Raw genomic sequence first — 19,156 nt, 5'->3', positions numbered from 1 at the left:
TGTTGTTAATTGAAACGCATTTGTAATCCAAGGTTAAAAACTTGCTGGGTAGGGTACCCCAATCCATTTCCACCCCCCTGTTCGGGATCCCATAGCTTAAATTTAGAAAACGTCAATAAGTTGAATCCACTGGCGAACGCTCGGACAAATTTGTAGGAATAACCAATTTCGGCACTTCGAAGCTTGAGAAAGGAAGCGTCGCGCAGCCAGTATGTTGAGGCTTGCGTATTATTGGGATTATCCAGTTTACTAAGCCGTGGATACGATGCAAAAACATTCGGATTTTCAGGAGTCCATCGCTCATCCGCGATAAACTGCAAAACATTTCGTATCCCCTGCGTTCCGAAGGGGTGAAAACCTCCCAGCATAAATGATGTTCGACCCACGCCTTGCAATAGGAAAGATAGATCTAATTTCTTATAGCGCAATGTCGTGCTTAACCCATAAGTGATTTCAGGCACCGCGGGGTATCCCATCCGAACACGATCATCACCATTTATAATGGCTAGACCGTCTATATCTGCAGTTACATTCGTATATTTGATATCTCCCGCCGCCACAAATCCCCCCAATTGCTGGGTCGCGTGGTTATCTATTTCAGCTTGATCAATAAATAGCCTTTCAGCAACATAACCCAATGGTGTACCGATTGGATGACCAATAGCGGAAAGATTTTGATAGCGCGTAAACGCCGGCTCATTATTTTTGACGATCGTATTGCGAGCGAAAGTAAAGGTGCCGCGCATGGATAGATTCCAATTCTGTCCGAGTTTGGCACCGTGCTCCAACGACATATCGAAACCTCGGTTCCGCACTTCCCCAACATTACTGAAAACACGTGTGCCTGAAGTTCCGAAAACTCCTGGAATCGTGGTCGATATGTCGGCAAAAATATTTGTGCGATCTTCTTGGAAAAAATTGATTACAAAATGTGTTTTGTTTAAGAAACTTAGGTCCAGTCCTAAATTTTTCTTGTCGGCGTGCTCCCAAGTCATCAACGGGTTTGCAAACTGGAGGTAAGTTGGTCCACTGTAATTGGTATTCTGATCTATGCCGGTCGTGAAGCTTGTTCCAGTAAGATTGAGGTCTGATAGATATGGAAATCGAGCACCACCAATTAGATCATTTCCCACCTGTCCCCACGTACCTCGAAATTTCAACAAACTCACACTGGGCAATAACTGCTGAAAGAACTTTTCATTGCTCAACACATACCCAAGTCCGACAGAAGGAAAAAACCCCCATCGATATCCAGCCGCAAAATTCTCAGATCCGTTGTACGCAAAGTTAAATTCGACAAGATATCTATCTTGATAACCATAAGTTGTTCTGGCCGTTATTCCTTGCCGTCTATGCGGCAAAGACTCAATCAAATTGTTGTTCGTGGGCGCGTTATTGTTGTAATCGGTTTGGTTATAAAGGATCATGGCCGAAACATCATGCGCACCAAATTTTCTATTGTAATCTATAGATGGCTGCCAGTAGGTTTCCCGATTGCCGTTGCTTTCAGTAGCTGTTCCCAATGCCAGATTTTGCGGCTGTCCTACCATCTGCAGTTCATATTCGTATTGACCTGCGGGGTTAACGCGAAAATCATTCACCATAAATTGGTTATAGCCGCTATTTCGCCTGACAAAGGTCTGACTATAATTTTTGAAGGATGCCAAGGCTTTAAACTCCAATCCCTTTGTTACAAAATCTAGTTTTTGCGCCCCATCTATGGTAATCAAAACGGTGCTTTCGAAGCCGTCCAAGTAGCCATTGACCATATCTCCAAAAGGATTGCGAAAGCCGTTATTAAAGGTACCGCCTGCTCTTCCGCCATACTGCACATCGCGACGATCCGCCGAGGTCATAGGAAACATAATAGGGAAATCGACAGGATTTACGTTCATAACGTCGCCGTACAGACTTGAAGCCGTTCTTGCGGGGCCCGCATAATCCCGTAATTGCGCATTTAACTTCAGCGCGACTTTTGTAGTGGGAGTTACATCGGCGTTGATATTGTTTTGAAAGCTATACCGGTTGACATTAATATTGTTGTCAAAAGAATTGACATTGAAATTCCGCAAGATACCATTGCTATTATTGCCTGTGGCACTTAAAAAATATCCGACTTTTGATCCACCTCCCTGAATATTAAAATTTAACTCGTTGTTTATGGTATGGGGCTTAAACATCTCCTCTAGCCAGTTGACATCCGGAAAAACATAGGGATCCAATCGATTTCTGGTACCATCAATGCGTTCTTGCGTATATAATGGCTCGCCCGTCCCTCGCCCAGCCACCGTTTCGTTAAAAAGCTCCATATACGTGGCTCCATCCACAAAATTGGGGATAGTTGTAGGCCTTGACAGCTGCGATTGCGACCGCACGTAAACACGAGGTTTATCTAGGTTTTTTCCAGATTTCGTGGTTACAATGAGTACACCATTGGCGCCTCGTGTACCGAAAATTGCCGTAGCCGTAGCATCCTGCAGTAGCGAGACACTTTCTATTGTTTCGGGCGCAATAGCATTGAAGTCGTCTTGCGTGATGGACACACCATCTAGAAGGATCAACGGGTTTGTTGCGCCGCTAAATGTGGATATACCACGAACATAAAAGCTGGCTCCATCGGCGCCGGGCTCTCCACTTCTTTGCACGGCAATCACCCCCGCAAGACGCCCCGCAAGAGCATTGGATAGGTTTGCAGATGGAATTCTAAGTTCTTCGGGCTTCACCGATTCCAGTGCTCCAACGACACTTACTTTTTTTTGCGTACCGAAGCCTACCACAACCACTTCTTCAATATTGTTCTCTTTTTCCATAATGACATCCATACGATGATCGTCACCAAGCGTCTTTTCTACTGTTTTATAACCCACATGCGAAAACAGCAGCGTAGCGTGAAGTGGTACTACAATAATGTATCGACCATTTGCATCGGTGGTCGTTGATCCTGACGTGCGCCCCTTTACGGACACGGTGACACCATAAAGATTTTGTTCTCCAGCGCTTACGGACCCCACTACTTCCACATCCTGCTGGCTAGCGATGCGCCGTTGCGCGACAGGGGTAGCTTTCGATCGCGACCTGATGGTGATGATGCGGTTGTCTATTTGGTACTGTAGATTTTTGTCGGTTAAAAGCATGGCTAAAACTTCGCTTAACGGCCTGTCTTTTACTTGGATTGTTGTGGCAGGCCATTTGCTTACTTGGCTCGTTTCAAATACGAAGTCCATATTCGTCTGTCGCCGAATATCCTGAAAAATCGTGGGCAACGAGGCATTTTGATGGGATAGGCTTACACGCTGGGCAAAAGCCGAAACGGCCAATAACAGAAAAACGACCGTCGTGTGCACTTGGCGAAAAATGTTGGCCCTGAAAATGATGTGGAATTTGCTGCCAACGTGGCAACCAAGGGTGAAGATATTTGCTATCCAGAAAACACAGCTCTTCCGAAACCGATTATTATACATATCTTTGTTGAGTTTTGGTTAAAAAAATGGACTTGATAAACGCGACAATTGTTTAGATAGACCGTAAGCCAAACATGTATTCGGAAATGCTGGCCGGCATTTCCGATTTTTATTTTACGGATCTACTGCAGCTGTACATCTAAATTGGTGGAAATTGTTTCATCACATCGTTTATTTTTAGTAGTTAGCTAATTATTCACTGTCCTGGGGAGCAATATCAATGGATATATAACACATTGCCCGCCAGCTGATATTTGAAATGGTGCGCCCGCTGCAGGGCATTCAACACATCTTCAAGATGTTGCTCGCGACCGATCTGCGCGATATATGTCTGTGCACTGGGTGCCGATCGATAAACGACCTTGATATCGTACCATCGCTCCAATTTACGTAGAATAGATGGTAGACTTTCCTCCATAAAAACAAAATCACCATTAGCCCAATCTGTTGCGATCAAAGGATCAACTTCGCTTACACGCACACCCTCTTGACTAACCTGCGCTTGCTGTCCCGGCTTCAAGGCAACGGTTTCCCCCGCTGTAGCAATCTGTACAGATCCGGACAGCAGCGTCGTTACAGATTCTTTCTCATCAGCATACGCCTTGACATTGAAACGCGTTCCCAAGACAATTACTCGCTGACCTGTCGTTTCGACGATAAAGGGCCGACGGCCACCAGCAAACTTCGTGACTTCAAAATATGCTTCGCCAGACAATTTGACCACGCGTTCATTGCCATCAAAATAGCTGGGAAACTCCATGGAAGACCCTGCATTCAACCAAACCTTCGTACCGTCCGCAAGCGTCAACTGATAATTGCCTCCTTTCGGAATTGTTATCCGTTGCGGTACCGCAGGTGCCCTATCCTTTTGATCGTGCAGGTAGTAAAGTTGCCCTGCCGTATCATGGCATAGACGCACCCCTTCCTGGACATTTATCACACCCTCTTGATTCTTATCCAGCATAACAATCTGCCCATCTGCAATTTCCAATCTCGCTTTTTTGCTGGCGGGACCAATATCAACTGCCTGAAAGCTATCTGCATTGTCTTTTGCTTTCCAAATAAAGAAGGAAAACGACAAGGCCAATGCGAGTAATGCAACAGCAGCAAGCGACCATTTTTTCGAGGAGCGTAGCCATAGATACTGCATACGAGAAAGGCGTGCATGTTCTGTCAGGTCTAAAGATTTGTAAATACGCTGCAAAACCTCCAAATCCCTGCCTTCTTGGCTGTGATTTTGTTGCAATTGCTGCGCAATTAGCTTTCTGAACCTACTGCGAAACCGTTTATTCGCAAGCAATTTAAATATCCGCTTATTTTCCTCAGCATCCGTTTGCTGATGCAGATACTTCAGAAATAAAATCTCTGTAACTGATTTGAACCTCATGCTATTGACGTTAGCGTTTAAACTGGAAATACATCTTATATACGCATGGGAATGGGAGTTCCTCTGCTCCGGAAATTATTTTTATAAAAAAATTGTGGATTACCTTTGCGACATCAATATCCTTCGATTAAAAAAACATATCCATCAGAACAATAATCATGAAATTATCCCTAGCATAGACTTGCTTAATAAACTTTGTCGCCTTAACAATGTGATCACTTACGGTCGACACCGATACGCCGAGCATATCGCCTACTTCCTCATAGCTTTTCCCTTCCACTTTACAGAGCTTATAAATCATTTTGCGTCGAGGTGACAATCTCTCTATTACCGCATCTATTTGTTTTTGAAGTTCCTTTGAATCAAGCAACTCGTCCACATGATTATAGTGGTGAGCACCTTGCTGATCAGCCAAATAACAAAGTATTTTTTGTTGATTTTTCTGTTTTCGAAATGCATCGTACACAAGGTTTTTTGCAATAGTATGTAGATAGGCATGAAAAGACTTGTTACGGTCTATGAGTTGACGGCGTTCCCATACCTTTTGAAACAAATCCTGCACTACCTCCTCCGCTATTTCAGGCAATTTGACAAGACGAACTGTATTGGCATAAAGCAATGGACTGTAATACCAATAAAGCTTAGCGAACGCTGACTCATCGCCGTTTTTCAGATCCGAAAGCAGATCAAGTTCATCGATATTGGAAATCATCTTCATGGCTAGTCTAGCAAGATAGTGCTTGCATCCCGTCGAACAAATATTGAAGATTTCACAAACAATAGCAAGCCAAACAACAACACAAACGTTTGCGTAAAAATTAATTACAACATCAACTCATGAAATTTTTACAACAATATTCGTAAAATTCGACTTTACAAAAACTCACAGCAACAAACCGTCGCTAGAAATCATAGCTATACAAAATCGTTAAACCGTCAGTTCTATCCGATTTCCTTCTGGATCCTCGATCACACTTTCATAGCAGCCATTTCCTTTTGTTTTGGGCTGGAGAGCACAGCCCAACCGCCGGCACGTAATCTTTCCGTCAGCGTATCTGGAAAGCCGACAGACCTGAACGTCCTTATCTAGCGCATATCGCGCTATTTATCCAGCTGCAAGATATCACTAACCTTCGAAAACTGAAAGGGCATAGATGCTCTCCAGCTGTTATCCGCATAATTATCTGCTTGAATGATACGGCTGAGCTCCGCGTAATCATTGGAACTGATGTCCAACCTCCTTTGGTAGACAAATTTCACTAAGCAACGCGGCAGATTGACAATTTGCTGCCCCCCAGCAATCAGCTTCAGTTCCTTGTATATGTTGAACACCTGCATAAAGGACAAGACTTCATCCCCGCCCACTTCCAATATTCTATGCCGGAAAGCTGGCACATCCAATATACCTTTCAGCCAACGAATAAAATCGTGCGCACCAATAGGCTGAAAACAGCGGTTTGCATATCGCTTGGAATAAAGTATAAATTTTCGATTGGCTATATTTTTGAAAACACGGTCAATAAGAGAATCGCGGCCGATCACGCTATTTTTCAAGACGATGGTATAATCCATCCGTAACTCTTCCAAGAGATCTAAGATTGCCTGTATGCATATCTTATCCATCAAACGAGCGACATATATCAAGCGGCTACAGTTCTTCCTTTTCAAGATATGGATAAAATTACGCAGACAGAGCATTTCCAGATTCAAATTGACGATATCGTTTAGGGTGGGTACTTGAGTAAAATAAAAGGCGGCATTGACATCGGGGATGGGCAGCGCCACCTCGATATCTCCTTTAATAAGGTCGACCTCAAACAGCTGCGCGCGCACCGGTTCGAAAACTCGCTTTTCAAATAGCTTAAGGTTCCGTGTGATGGCAAATACATTGAACGTATCATCGGCCATTAAGCTTATACTTCTTCGTCCCACATAGTTATTTAACCCACTAACTAATATATCCATAAGCTCTCTTCACAAAAAATCAGTTATCAATTTCAATAACAAACAGCATAATACGGTTTATGTTCGCCAAAAATAACAATTGTTACAAACCCCAATCGGCAAACAACATAGGCAGCTGTTTTTTGTCTACGCTTTGTCAAAAGAGCATAGATATGCCTATCCAGGCTAAGCAAAGCAGATTGTTTACCTTATATTTGCAACAGGCCAACATCTTGAGCGAAGTATTCTATCGTATGACGAAAAAGGTAATTTTAATATGGTTCCGAAATGACCTGCGCATTCATGACAATGAGATCTTGTTTGAGGCTGTGGAAAAGGGCGATATTGTCATTCCTGTTTATTTTTTTGACCCTCGGTATTTTGAAATCAATGACAATGGTTTTAAAAACACAGGGATATTACGTGCTAATTTCCTACTCGAATGCGTAACGAAACTGAAAGAAAACTTGCAGAAGCTCGGCGCAGATTTACTCGTTTTTATAGGAAAACCTGAAGATATTATTGGTACGCTCTGCGCGAAATATGATGTGACAGAAGTGTACCATCATCGCGAGGTGGCGCATCGGGAGACCGTGATCTCCGAACAGGTTGAAGCGACGCTTTGGAAGGCGAAGATCAATCTCAAGCACTTTATTGGCCACACTCTCTACCACAAGGAGGATCTCCCTATCCCCATCAAAGATATCCCAGACTCGTTCAGCGCGTTTAAGAAAAAAGTTGAAAAGGAAAGTTTTGTGCGACCAGTACTACCCGCCATCACCAGAGTAACTACGCACCCGCATCTGGAAGACACCCCTATGCCTGATTTGGTGGCACTAGGATTTTCGGCGACCGAAGTCGCTCAGGCCTCCGCGACAAGCCCTTCTTTTCGGGGAGGCGAAGATGATGCTTTACTGGCGATGGAGATGACGTTGGCGCCGGCGTATGACGAGCCCAATGACTACAATTTGATAGCTCCCTACATTGCACACGGAGCAGTGTCGCCGGCATTTTACTACCACAGGATACAGGCTGCCCGTACAGGTGCGAATAAAAAGAAATACGAAAAATTGATTCTACGTCTTTTATGGCGGGATTATTTTCGTTTCATGTTAAAAAAATACCCCAACATTTTTTTTAAAAACCATCAATCTCACCTCCGAGCGGACGAGTCAGCCAAGAAATTACAGCTACTGTTACAGCGTGGGTCAGACGATTCGATGATAGACGGTCTGTTGCATCAAGTCGTCCATGCAGGAAATTTGCCCTATGAACACCGCGAAGTATTGGCGGCTTACCTGTTGCAGGAGCTAAGAATAAACCACCTCGTAGGTGCATGTTTTTTTGAAGAATACCTCTTGGATTATGCACCTGCAACGACCTACGGGCATTGGCTTCAGTTGGCTGGCTTGGGAACTAGCAGTAAGGACAATTTGCAGATCAGTTGGCAGGAGCTGGCGAAAAAGCAATATCGCTCTCTTGCCGTGGCGAAATAGACGCGTCTGCGCATATTGACGACACTGAATAAGAGCACATTCCAAAAAATGTCATAAAATACCAAAATATCGAAATTTCTACCTTCTCAGGCTTTTTTTGTTCATTTTAGGCGTGTCAAGTATTTAATAATTGCTAACTTTGACCAAAATTTTTATACGTAAGATTTCCTCATGGATAGATTAACATATTTGAGTAACGCGGATTCAGGTTATATTGACTCGTTATATCAAGCATACAAGGAAGACCCTAACGCTGTAGATGTCAGTTGGCAAAAATTTTTCGAAGGATTTGAGTTTGGGCAGACAGCAGAAGGTGGTACTGCCTCTTCGGAAACACCAGAACAAGCAATCAAAGAGATCAATGTCCTGAACATGATCAACGGCTACCGTGATCGTGGACATCTTTTTACAGAAACAAATCCTGTTCGGGAACGCCGTAAATATTTCCCGGGGAAAGAGTTGGAGACATTCGGTCTTTCCGAGGCTGATCTCGAAACGACATTCAATGCAGGCGTTGAAGTCGGGTTAGGTCCAGCGAAATTGAAAGATATCCGTCAACTGATCGAAGATACATATTGCCGGTCGATCGGCGCCGAGTTCCGGTACATCCGGCACCCGGAGAAAATTAAGTTCCTCCAAGATAAAATGGAGGCTGACCGCAATATGCCACAATTCTCATTAGATGGTAAAAAGCGGATCCTTAAAAAGTTAAATGAGGCTGTTATCTTCGAAAGTTTCTTGGGCACCAAATTCCTAGGACAGAAAAGATTTTCATTGGAGGGTGCCGAATCACTTATTCCGGCACTTGACTCCGTCATCCAAAAAGGTTCTTCATTAGGAATTGAAGAATTTGTTATCGGCATGGCACACCGCGGGCGTCTGAATGTATTGACCAATGTGATGGGCAAATCTTACAAAACTATTTTTTCGGAGTTTGAAGGAAAAATGTACGAGGCCGATCCAGAGATCCAATTTGGTGGTGACGTAAAATATCACTTGGGTTTTTCTTCAGATATCACCAGCCAAGACGGCAAAAACATCCATTTAAGCCTTGCACCAAATCCGTCGCATTTGGAAACGGTAGATGGTGTTGCGGAAGGTATGGTTCGTTCTAAAATTGATTTAAAATATAGCGGCGATTCTTCAAAAATTGCACCGATACTGATACACGGCGACGCGGCCGTAGCCGCGCAAGGCATTGTTTACGAAACGATACAAATGTCCAAGTTGGACGGTTATAAAACGGGTGGCACTATCCATATTGTAATCAACAACCAAGTGGGTTTTACGACCAATTACAAAGATGCTCGTTCATCCACCTACTGTACCGATATTGCCAAGGTAACCCTTTCCCCTGTTTTTCACGTGAATGGGGACGATGTGGAAGCATTGGTATACGCCGTCAACCTTGCCCTTGAATATAGGCAAAAATATAAAACAGATGTTTTTATTGATCTGTTAGGTTATAGACGCTATGGGCATAACGAGGCCGATGAGCCTAAGTTTACACAGCCCTCGTTGTATAAGCTCATCGAGAAACATCCCAACACGTTGGCTATCTATGTAAAAAAACTGGTCGATCAAGGCAGCATTGATATTGATTTTGCAAAGCTATTGGAAAAAGACTTTCGTAGCGTTTTGCAAGAACGTTTAGATGAGGCGAAAAAGGTAGAGCAAATCAGTGAAGAGCGTCCTATGTTTGCGGGAGCTTGGAAAGGATTGCGTCCGGCACGAGCTGCAGATATTACCGAGACGGCGGAAACGAAAGTCTCCAAAGAGCTCTTCCTGCAATTGGCTAAAGAAATGAACAGCTTGCCGAAAGACAAGAAGTTTTTCCGGAAAATCACCAAAGTGTTTGAGGATCGCCTAAAAATGATCGATACCGACAAGTATGACTGGGCAATGGGCGAATTAATGGCTTATGCAACATTGCTTAACGAGGAATATCGTGTGCGTATTTCCGGCCAAGACGTACAACGCGGAACCTTTTCCCATCGTCATGCGGTCGTCACTCTAGAAGATTCGGACGAAACTTATGCACCATTGGCGCGATTAAAGGGTGGTGAAAAATTCAACATCTACAACTCCCTGCTTTCTGAATATGCTGTATTAGCCTTTGAATATGGCTATGCATCTGTAAATCCAAATTCATTAACGATTTGGGAAGCGCAGTTCGGAGATTTCGCAAACGGGGCACAGATTGTTTTCGACCAATACATCTCTTCCGGGGAAACAAAATGGAAGCGTTCCAATGGATTGGTCATGCTGCTTCCGCATGGTATGGAGGGACAGGGGCCAGAACACTCTTCTTGTCGTATAGAGCGCTATTTGGAGCTTTGCGCCAATAACAATATGATTGTAGCGAACTGCACCACACCGGCCAATTACTTCCATTTGTTGCGGCGACAGCTGCACCGCGAGTTTCGCAAACCGTTGATCGTTGCAGCACCAAAAAGTCTTTTACGGCATCCAAAAGTTGTATCGCCACTTACGGAATTCACCGAAAAAGGTTTTCAAGAGATTATCGATGACGAATCGGTAACGGCAAAATCGGTGAAACGTGTGTTGCTATGCTCCGGAAAGATTTATTATGATCTACTGGAGAAGCAGCAGGGAGATAAACGCAAGGACGTAGCTATTGTACGCTTGGAACAACTATATCCGATTGCTCATGCACAAATTGAGGCTTTGCAAAAGAAATATAACAAAGCGGAGTTCGTGTGGGTGCAGGAGGAAAACGAGAATATGGGCGCTTGGCCATACTACTGCCGCAAGTTCCGTGGCAGCAGCTTAAATCTTCAATATATTGCACGTCCCGAAAGCGGTTCACCAGCTACGGGATACATGAAGCAACACGTATCGCAGCAAGCAGAGATTATTAACAAAGCATTTGAACTATAAAACATATCGACAGCTTTCGATGTTGTCCATATAACAGAAAATAAAAATATGAGCTTAGAAATTAAAGTACCTGCCGTAGGGGAATCGATTACAGAGGTTACCTTAGCACAATGGCTAAAACAAGATGGCGATTACGTCGAGATGGACGAAAACATTGCCGAATTGGAATCCGACAAGGCAACATTCGAGCTACCCGCAGAAAAAGCAGGTATCTTGCGGATCATTGCCCAAGAAGGTGATACTTTAGAGATTGGCGCAGTAGTATGCGCGATCGAAGATGGCGACGCCCCTGCAGACAGTGCCGACAAAAAGGAAGAAGCTCCTGCTGAAAACACGGATACGCCCGCAGCGACAAAATCTACAGCCGAAGATGCAGAAAATCCCGATTCTTACGCTGCAGGTACAGCTTCACCCGCAGCAGCAAAAATACTAAGAGAAAAAGGTATCGATGCCGCGACGATAAAAGGAACTGGCAAAGAAGGACGCATCACGAAGGAAGATGCTGAAAAAGCGCAAGCGAAGCCTGCCACGCCGAAAACAGAAAACAAGCCAGCGCAGCCTGCAGCCAAAACGGAGGCACCGGTAGCGGGCTCGCGAAACGAGCGTCGGGAAAAGATGACCTCCTTGCGCAAAACGATTGCAAAACGCTTGGTGAGCGTGAAAAATGATACCGCAATGTTGACTACATTTAATGAGGTGAACATGCAACCCATCATGGATCTGCGTGCGAAATATAAGGATACTTTCAAGGAAAAGCATGGTGTGGGCTTGGGCTTTATGTCGTTCTTCACGAAAGCTGTCACTACTGCTTTGAAAGAATGGCCTGCTGTCAACGCGCGTATCGAAGAAAATGAGATTGTATTCTCTGACTTTGCAGATATATCCATCGCTGTATCGGCACCGAAAGGATTGGTCGTTCCGGTGATTCGCAATGCTGAATCCATGAGCTTGTACCAAATTGAAAAAGAGATTATCACGCTGGCCACAAAAGCACGCGATAATAAGTTAACCATTGAGGAGATGACTGGCGGAACATTCACGATTACAAACGGTGGTGTATTCGGTTCGATGATGTCCACCCCTATCATCAATGCGCCTCAATCTGCGATCCTGGGCATGCATAACATTGTGCAACGTCCGGTTGCAGAAAATGGTCAAGTAGTTATCCGTCCAATGATGTACATCGCTTTATCGTATGACCACCGCGTCATCGATGGCCGCGAGTCCGTAAGTTTCCTCGTTCGTGTGAAACAACTATTGGAAGATCCCGCAAGATTATTGCTAGAAGTATAAGCAAGCAAAAAATAACCCCAAAAGGTCGTCTAAACTTTCTAAGACGACCTTTTTATTTTCAAGTCAGCGTCATCATCTCACATGAAACTACAAATCGTACCGGTACATTATCTTTTTCTTTGTTATTTCTGTTTTCTTGCGTTGACCGCGCAAGGCCAGCAACGTGTAGCATTTGACATCGATTTTTTCGGCTATGCAGATAACAGGGAATACAAATCGATATATACGGAAGACAAAACCATTTTCGGTACTATCCTATCACCAAAATTTTCATTTGCTATCGACAGCAACAATCGTATCCTAGGCGGTGTGCATTATAACCAAGACTTCGGAAAACATCCGGAAAACAAAGACCGGCTACTTCCTATTGTCTATTACAACTTCAAAAACAGGCATATTGATTTCGCTTTAGGCCATATGCCTAGGTACGAGCGATTGAAAGAGGTGCCGCGTATCGCACTAGCCGATACGTTTTTGTATGATCGTCCTAATATCGAGGGGATGTATTTCGCCTTCCAAAAGAAAACATTTCGGCAGGCACTCTACCTCGATTGGCTGAGTAAACAAAGTTTAAACCAACGAGAGCGCTTCTTGGTCGGCTTATCTGGGAAATATATGTTGGGGAATTTCTATATGAAGGACGACGCCATGTTGTACCACAATGCGCTCACAAGCAATGACAGTATCGATCAGCATATACAGGATAATGGCCTAGCCATGTTGCGTGTAGGCCTTGATTGGAGCCATAAAACATTGCTGGATTCGCTGACGATTGAAGCAGGTGGAGTAATTGGTTTTGATCGGGTTCGAACGGAATACGATCTTCGGGTGGCTCGCGGATTTATTTCTGCTATTTTCATCGGCTACAAAAGATTTTTTTTAGAGAACACATGTTACATCGGAGATCCGCAAAATCTGCCGAACGGAGATCCCTTCTATCGTCGGGATCGCTACAACCGTCTGGATTTAGGCTGGGTTCCGTTTCGGAAAGGAAATTTGGAGGGCAAATTCACCGCATCCTTCCACTTCGCACCCGATCAAACCAGTAACCAACAGGCATTCACCCTCCGGTATCTATTTGGATCAACGCTGTGGAAAAAGGGGATATGAACACATGAATAGTGTAAGATGGCTTAGGTGAACCTTGATTTAATATGCCTTTGTCAAAACGACCGTGCAAACGTCCCTATGCCACCGGAAAACCCTAATAGGCCAGAAAATCTCGAAAGACTTTTTGATAATACCCCTTAGCTACGTGCAGCAAACTATCACGCTTGGCGTACTTATCCGGCGGCACATCACTAAAACCGATGCTTCGTTTCTGCATATCATAGCACACCGAAAATTCATCGTTCACTAGACCAAAAGTGCTATTAGAATTATAAAATGCGACATGCCGTCTACTCGTGTCAAACAGGCTTTGTGAATAGGGAAATCGTTGAGGGCTAGCATCGACAAACCCTGCTAAAGTTGCTGCCACATCCAGCTGGCTCACCACGGCATCGACCTTCATACCCCGGTACTGCGTTTTCAAGGCTCCGCCGAACATAAATAGTGGCACATGGTAACGTTCCGGCTTTTCCAAACCATACTTTCCTGAAGGATAGATGTGTCCGTGATCCGACGTGACCAAAACAATAGTATTGCTATACCAATCTTGCTTTTTTGCCTGCTCAATAAAATTAAAAAGCATGGAATCCGTATAGAAACACGTGCTTCGATACGCATTTGCCTTGCTATCGTTCCCAAATTGATAACGCGGTTCCAAATGAAAAGGCTCGTGGTTGACCAACGTATAGAAAACGGAAAAAAAAGGCTTACGATCCTCCTTCAGGTCAAGCAACATTTGCCGGCCGATGACATGGTCGTACACGCCCCAAGAGTTACGCTGCGTTCCTACCGGAAAATCGTCATTATCCACCACGCGATCGATTCCATGGGTAAACATATAGGACTTAAAATTATAAAATTCGCTTTGTCCGCCATGGTAGAAAGACGTCGCATAGCCGAGGGAGTCAAAAATTTGGCCGACAGCCGGTAGCTTCTCATGCTTGGGAATATATTTTATGATACTCTCCGGTCCCTGTGCGGGGAAGCCACTCATCACCGCCACCATACCCTTATCGGATCGATCGGCGGCGGCATAGGCTCTGCGGAAAGACACGCCCTCATCCATCAACAACTTCATCTGCGGGGTAACACCTCGCTCACCACCCAGATCTTCAAAAACCTGCGCAACCATGCCCTCCAAAATCACCAAGATCACATTGGGGCGTTTCGTTGTCAAAACCGGGGTAAGGACTTCCCCATTAGCGCGCAACGCGTCTTTGACAAGCTCGTCCGCCTCGTCTTCCGGCATAAAATGGTACGGTGACCGCTTCGTGCTTTTTGTTAAGTCCTTAAGAAAAGACCAATATGTATTCACCGCAACGTGATTGGCTGTGTTATCGTCGGAAAAATAGACCGAGCTTTGATTCAACGTTGCCTTTCCATAGCCGCCACGAATTAACGTAAATAGCAACACCGTGATTCCTATAAAATAAAACCTCCGTGTCCGTGTAGGTAGATGTGCATATTTTGCATACCTTGCCAAAATAAAGCGACCGTAAAAATAGGCACATAAAAAAAATAATGAGAGCACCAGTATGCCCTCCCAAACCGTGTCCCAATCTATAGAACTCGTTACCCCACCCATCGTATCCATCCCCAAGACAATTGCCCTTTTACTTATTTTCTCGCCCCAAGCTTCATAAAGCGGAATATTGCTGGCGCTGATGAGCGCAAAAAAAATGCTAGGGACAGATACATATAGCCGGAGCCACCAAGTGGAAACCGCTCTTTTTATAAAAAGTTGTTGCATGAAGAAGGCTACTGTGGGAAGCACCATCAGGTAGCAAGCCAACGATAAGTCTAACGGTAATCCATACAGAAAAGCCAAGCATACGTCTTCCTTTTCTTCGATCCGGCTCCAAACACTCCATGCAAAAACCAATCGATCAATAACGGATAGCAGGATCCAATAAAAGAACATTGCGCAAAAGAACCGTACAATAACACGCCACGCGGGTTGCTGATTCATACCAAAATAAATTAATATGATGTTTACTTTAAATTAACCGCAAAGATACATTTATTAACGCTTAAAATTTTGTATTTCTTGTCATCCGTGCAACATTTTATTCCGTGCAATTTTCCTTAAAATCTTTGTAATTGCCTATTTTTGCTTTCTGATTCTAAAAAAATACGATGAGCATATCCAAAACATATAATCCAAAAGAAGCGGAAGACAAATGGTATTCTTACTGGATGGAGAAAGGTTTTTTCCGGTCTACGCCAGATGATCGAGAGCCGTACACCGTAGTTATGCCACCTCCAAATGTCACCGGTGTATTGCACATGGGCCACATGCTTAACAATACCATACAGGATGTATTGATCCGTAGGGCGCGCATGCAGGGTAAAAATGCCTGTTGGGTTCCCGGTACTGACCATGCGTCGATCGCTACGGAAGCTAAAGTGGTTGCGATGCTTAAAGAGCAAGGTATCAACAAGAAATCCCTCAGCCGTGAAGATTTCCTGAAGCATGCATGGGAGTGGAAAGAGAAGTATGGGGGCATTATCCTAAAGCAGCTCGAAAAATTGGGCGCATCGTGCGACTGGGACCGCACGAAGTTCACCATGGATCCACACCTTTCGGAGTCCGTAGTTGATACATTCATTAAATTTTATAATGAAGGATATATCTATCGCGGTGTCCGCATGGTGAATTGGGATCCGCAGGGAAAAACCGCACTGTCGGATGAGGAGGTCATTCGGAAGGAAGTGAACCAGAAGCTTTACTACATTCGTTATAAAGTTAAAGACAGCGATGCGTATATCGTTATTGCGACAACCCGGCCAGAAACGATCATGGCTGACAGCGCAATATGCATCAACCCGAACGACGAGCGATACCATCATCTAAAAGGTAAAACCGTGCTGGTCCCTATCATCAATCGCGAGATTCCCGTTATTGAAGACGATTATGTCGAAATGGAATTTGGTACGGGCTGCTTGAAGGTAACGCCTGCGCATGATCTGAACGATTACGAACTGGGACAGAAGCATAACCTGGAAGTGATTGATATCTTGAACGACGATGGCACGCTAAATGATAAAGCGGTCATCCTGATTGGAGAAGACCGTTTTATCGCACGGAAAAAGATCGCCAAAATGTTGGAAGAGGTCGAGCAAATCGAAAAAATCGAAGACTATAAATCACAGGTAGGCTTCTCGGAGCGGACAGATGCCGCCATCGAGCCGAAGCTATCCATGCAATGGTTTTGCAAAATGGATAAACTAGCAAAGCCTGCACTTCAATATGTGGAAGACGGAACCATCAAGCTCATTCCGGAAAAGTTCTTTGCTTCTTACAAGCACTGGATGGAAAATGTGAAAGACTGGTGCATTTCACGGCAATTATGGTGGGGGCAGCGCATTCCTGCTTGGTACAATGAACGGAACGAATGGGTGGTAGCCAAAACTGAAAGAGAGGCTATTTCTTTGTTTGAAGAGCAAGGAAAGTCGAGCAGCAATATCCGCCAGGAAGATGACGTATTGGACACTTGGTTTTCATCAGGCTTGTGGCCTATGTCCGTGTTCGACGGGGTGCGCCATCCTGAAAATCCGGAGTTTCAATATTATTATCCAACAAACGATTTGGTTACTGCACCAGAGATCTTATTCTTTTGGGTAGCCCGTATGATTATTATGGGGCATGACTATACCCAAAAACCTCCTTTCAGAAATGTCTACCTGACGGGCATAGTTCGTGATAAACTAGGCCGTAAGATGTCTAAAAGTTTGGGCAACTCGCCTGATCCCATTGCACTGATGGAACAATACGGAACAGATGGTGTACGGGTAGGGATGTTATTATCGTCACCGGCCGGGAACGATTTGATGTTTGATGTTTCCTACTGCGAGCAGGGTCGCAACTTTGCTAACAAGATCTGGAATGCTTTCCGCTTGGTAAAAGGATGGGAAACCATCGATGCGCCGGCCAGCAATGCGCAGCAAATGGCCGCAAAATGGTTCGAAAGTCGCTTTAACCAATCTCTGATTGAGATTGAAGCACATTTTGCAGACTATCGCTTGTCTGACGCCTTAATGTCTACCTATAAGTTAATTTGGGATGATTTCTGTGCTTGGTATTTGGAATTGGTGAAACCAGCCTATCAAGCACCTATAGAAAAAGAAACCTTGGCTGTCGTTATCAGTTTTTTTGAGAAAGTACTTGCCCTAGCGCATCCGTTTATGCCGTTCCTAACGGAGGAGTTATGGCACGACGAACTTTTCGGATCTCGTGCAGCCAACGACTGTGTTATTGTTGCTGCATACCCTACCATCGAAGTTGTTGACGAAGGCCTTATCAAAGAATTTGACGTCGTGAAACAGATTATATCTGAAGTGCGTAGTATCCGAAATGCAAAAGGTATTTCACCAAAGGTAGCCTTGCCTCTGGCGATTAACGCCACGGCTATCGATTTTCGCAAGTACCAAGATAGCATTGTTAAACTGGCAAATATCGCGGAGATTACGTTTGTGAAGGAAAAGGTTCAAGGTGCGGTAAGTTTTTTGGCCGGCAAAGACGAATGCTATGTGGCACTCGAAAACAACATCGATGTCGATGCGGAAAAGGAACGTATTACGAAAGAAATCACCTATCTCGAAGGATTTTTGATATCTGTAGAGAAAAAACTTTCGAACGAGCGTTTTGTACAAAATGCAAAACCAGAGGTTATACAAAATGAACGGAATAAGAAAGCAGATGCGGAGACTAAACTTGTGATTTTGCAGGAAAGCTTAACGAGTTTGGGATAACCACTCCTCACAAGCTAGCTATACCAATGGCGCTCCATAAATGAGCGCCATTGGCATTTCCTGACGGTTTTAGTATGTAGGATAGACACAGGTAGACCTATCGTGTACGCCTTGAAGGTGCATCTCCCTAACATTCCTTCGAACCGCGGCACAAACCGAAACGTATTCACCGAAAATCAACCGGCATTTACCGAGAAGTCGGTTAAGCTCGCCTAGTTGCCATAGCCCAAACTACACATTAGCGCTACCTTTGGTGTATACAAAACGAGATAAACAAATTAAAAACGTAAAATATTAATATCATGAAAACGAAAACAACCTTCAATTTGAACAGCGAAAACATCAGCAACGCGTTCCAAAAAGCATTTGACTCCATTCAAGAAACGAAACTAAGCATCCAAACAAAGAGCGGAAAAGAGCGTATGAGCCTACCACTTTTGATTGCTATTGTTATCGCTGTGGTCGTTCCGTTTGCAGCGGTCGTGGCCGTCATATTGGCATTAGCCTTCGGAATCAGCTTCTCATTTCAGAAAAATGTCAAAGAGGAACCAAATAGCACGCCCGGTAAAATCATCCAAGTTAAATAACGCATTATCTAAATAACTAAACATAAAAACATGACTCTTATTGCCGTTCTATTCCCTTGGCTCTCGTTCTTCCTTCGCGGAAAGATTCTCGTCGGATTTCTTTGCCTGTTCCTACAAATCACGCTTATTGGCTGGCTTCCAGCAGCCATTTGGGCCGTAGCCGATCGTGTCGATGGAAAAAATCGAGCTCGTATCCGCCGACTGGAACGCGGCATGTACCGATAA

12 protein-coding genes are annotated in these 19,156 nt (G+C 44.3%); 7 read left to right on the top strand and 5 right to left on the bottom strand.

Annotated elements, in window-relative coordinates; translation table 11 throughout:
- Positions 1–5: 5 nt before the first annotated feature.
- The 4 genes from IE165_RS00430 to IE165_RS00415 form a co-directional block, all read right to left on the bottom strand.
- Positions 6–3,461: a TonB-dependent receptor gene (locus IE165_RS00430; RefSeq protein ID WP_189624625.1), complete on the bottom strand. Its 3,456-nt coding sequence runs from the start codon at positions 3,459–3,461 to the stop codon at positions 6–8.
- Positions 3,462–3,678: 217 nt separating this feature from the next.
- On the bottom strand, positions 3,679–4,848 hold the full coding sequence (locus IE165_RS00425; protein ID WP_189624624.1) for a FecR family protein: 1,170 nt from the start codon (positions 4,846–4,848) through the stop codon (positions 3,679–3,681).
- A gap of 127 nt (positions 4,849–4,975) precedes the next feature.
- A complete protein-coding gene (locus tag IE165_RS00420) occupies positions 4,976–5,566 on the bottom strand; it encodes an RNA polymerase sigma-70 factor (RefSeq protein WP_189624623.1) in 591 nt (196 codons plus the stop codon).
- Positions 5,567–5,949: 383 nt separating this feature from the next.
- Entirely contained in the window at positions 5,950–6,813 is an 864-nt protein-coding gene (locus IE165_RS00415) for a Rossmann-fold NAD(P)-binding domain-containing protein (RefSeq protein WP_189624622.1), read from the bottom strand.
- A gap of 152 nt (positions 6,814–6,965) precedes the next feature.
- On the opposite strand from IE165_RS00415, the gene IE165_RS00410 reads away from it, so the two are divergent.
- From IE165_RS00410 to IE165_RS00395, 4 genes are all read left to right on the top strand, one after another.
- Entirely contained in the window at positions 6,966–8,288 is a 1,323-nt protein-coding gene (locus IE165_RS00410; RefSeq protein WP_189624621.1) for a deoxyribodipyrimidine photo-lyase, read from the top strand.
- A gap of 171 nt (positions 8,289–8,459) precedes the next feature.
- Positions 8,460–11,189 carry a 2-oxoglutarate dehydrogenase E1 component gene (locus IE165_RS00405; RefSeq protein ID WP_189624620.1) on the top strand — a complete coding sequence of 910 codons (2,730 nt, stop codon included), beginning with the start codon at positions 8,460–8,462 and terminating at the stop codon, positions 11,187–11,189.
- A 48-nt stretch (positions 11,190–11,237) separates the two neighbouring features.
- On the top strand, positions 11,238–12,482 hold the full coding sequence (odhB, locus tag IE165_RS00400) for a 2-oxoglutarate dehydrogenase complex dihydrolipoyllysine-residue succinyltransferase (protein WP_189624619.1): 1,245 nt from the start codon (positions 11,238–11,240) through the stop codon (positions 12,480–12,482).
- Positions 12,483–12,563: 81 nt separating this feature from the next.
- Positions 12,564–13,592 carry a lipid A deacylase gene (locus IE165_RS00395; protein ID WP_229826218.1) on the top strand — a complete coding sequence of 343 codons (1,029 nt, stop codon included), beginning with the start codon at positions 12,564–12,566 and terminating at the stop codon, positions 13,590–13,592.
- 94 nt (positions 13,593–13,686) lie between these two features.
- Here the strand turns inward: IE165_RS00395 and IE165_RS00390 are convergent, their stop codons facing one another.
- On the bottom strand, positions 13,687–15,561 hold the full coding sequence (locus IE165_RS00390) for an LTA synthase family protein (RefSeq protein ID WP_189624618.1): 1,875 nt from the start codon (positions 15,559–15,561) through the stop codon (positions 13,687–13,689).
- Positions 15,562–15,728: 167 nt separating this feature from the next.
- Between IE165_RS00390 and IE165_RS00385 the strand changes: the two genes are divergently transcribed.
- From IE165_RS00385 to IE165_RS00375, 3 genes are all read left to right on the top strand, one after another.
- Positions 15,729–18,344, top strand: a complete 2,616-nt coding sequence (locus tag IE165_RS00385) for a valine--tRNA ligase (RefSeq protein ID WP_189624617.1) — start codon at positions 15,729–15,731, stop codon at positions 18,342–18,344.
- A 302-nt stretch (positions 18,345–18,646) separates the two neighbouring features.
- Positions 18,647–18,931, top strand: a complete 285-nt coding sequence (locus IE165_RS00380; RefSeq protein WP_189624616.1) for a DUF4342 domain-containing protein — start codon at positions 18,647–18,649, stop codon at positions 18,929–18,931.
- A 30-nt stretch (positions 18,932–18,961) separates the two neighbouring features.
- Positions 18,962–19,156: a YqaE/Pmp3 family membrane protein gene (locus IE165_RS00375; protein ID WP_189624615.1), complete on the top strand. Its 195-nt coding sequence runs from the start codon at positions 18,962–18,964 to the stop codon at positions 19,154–19,156.

Source organism: Sphingobacterium griseoflavum, assembly GCF_014653155.1.
Taxonomy (GTDB): Bacteria; Bacteroidota; Bacteroidia; order Sphingobacteriales; family Sphingobacteriaceae; genus Sphingobacterium; species Sphingobacterium griseoflavum.
The sequence above is the reverse complement of the archived record's forward strand: the minus strand, read 5'-3'. Positions and strand labels throughout refer to the sequence as shown.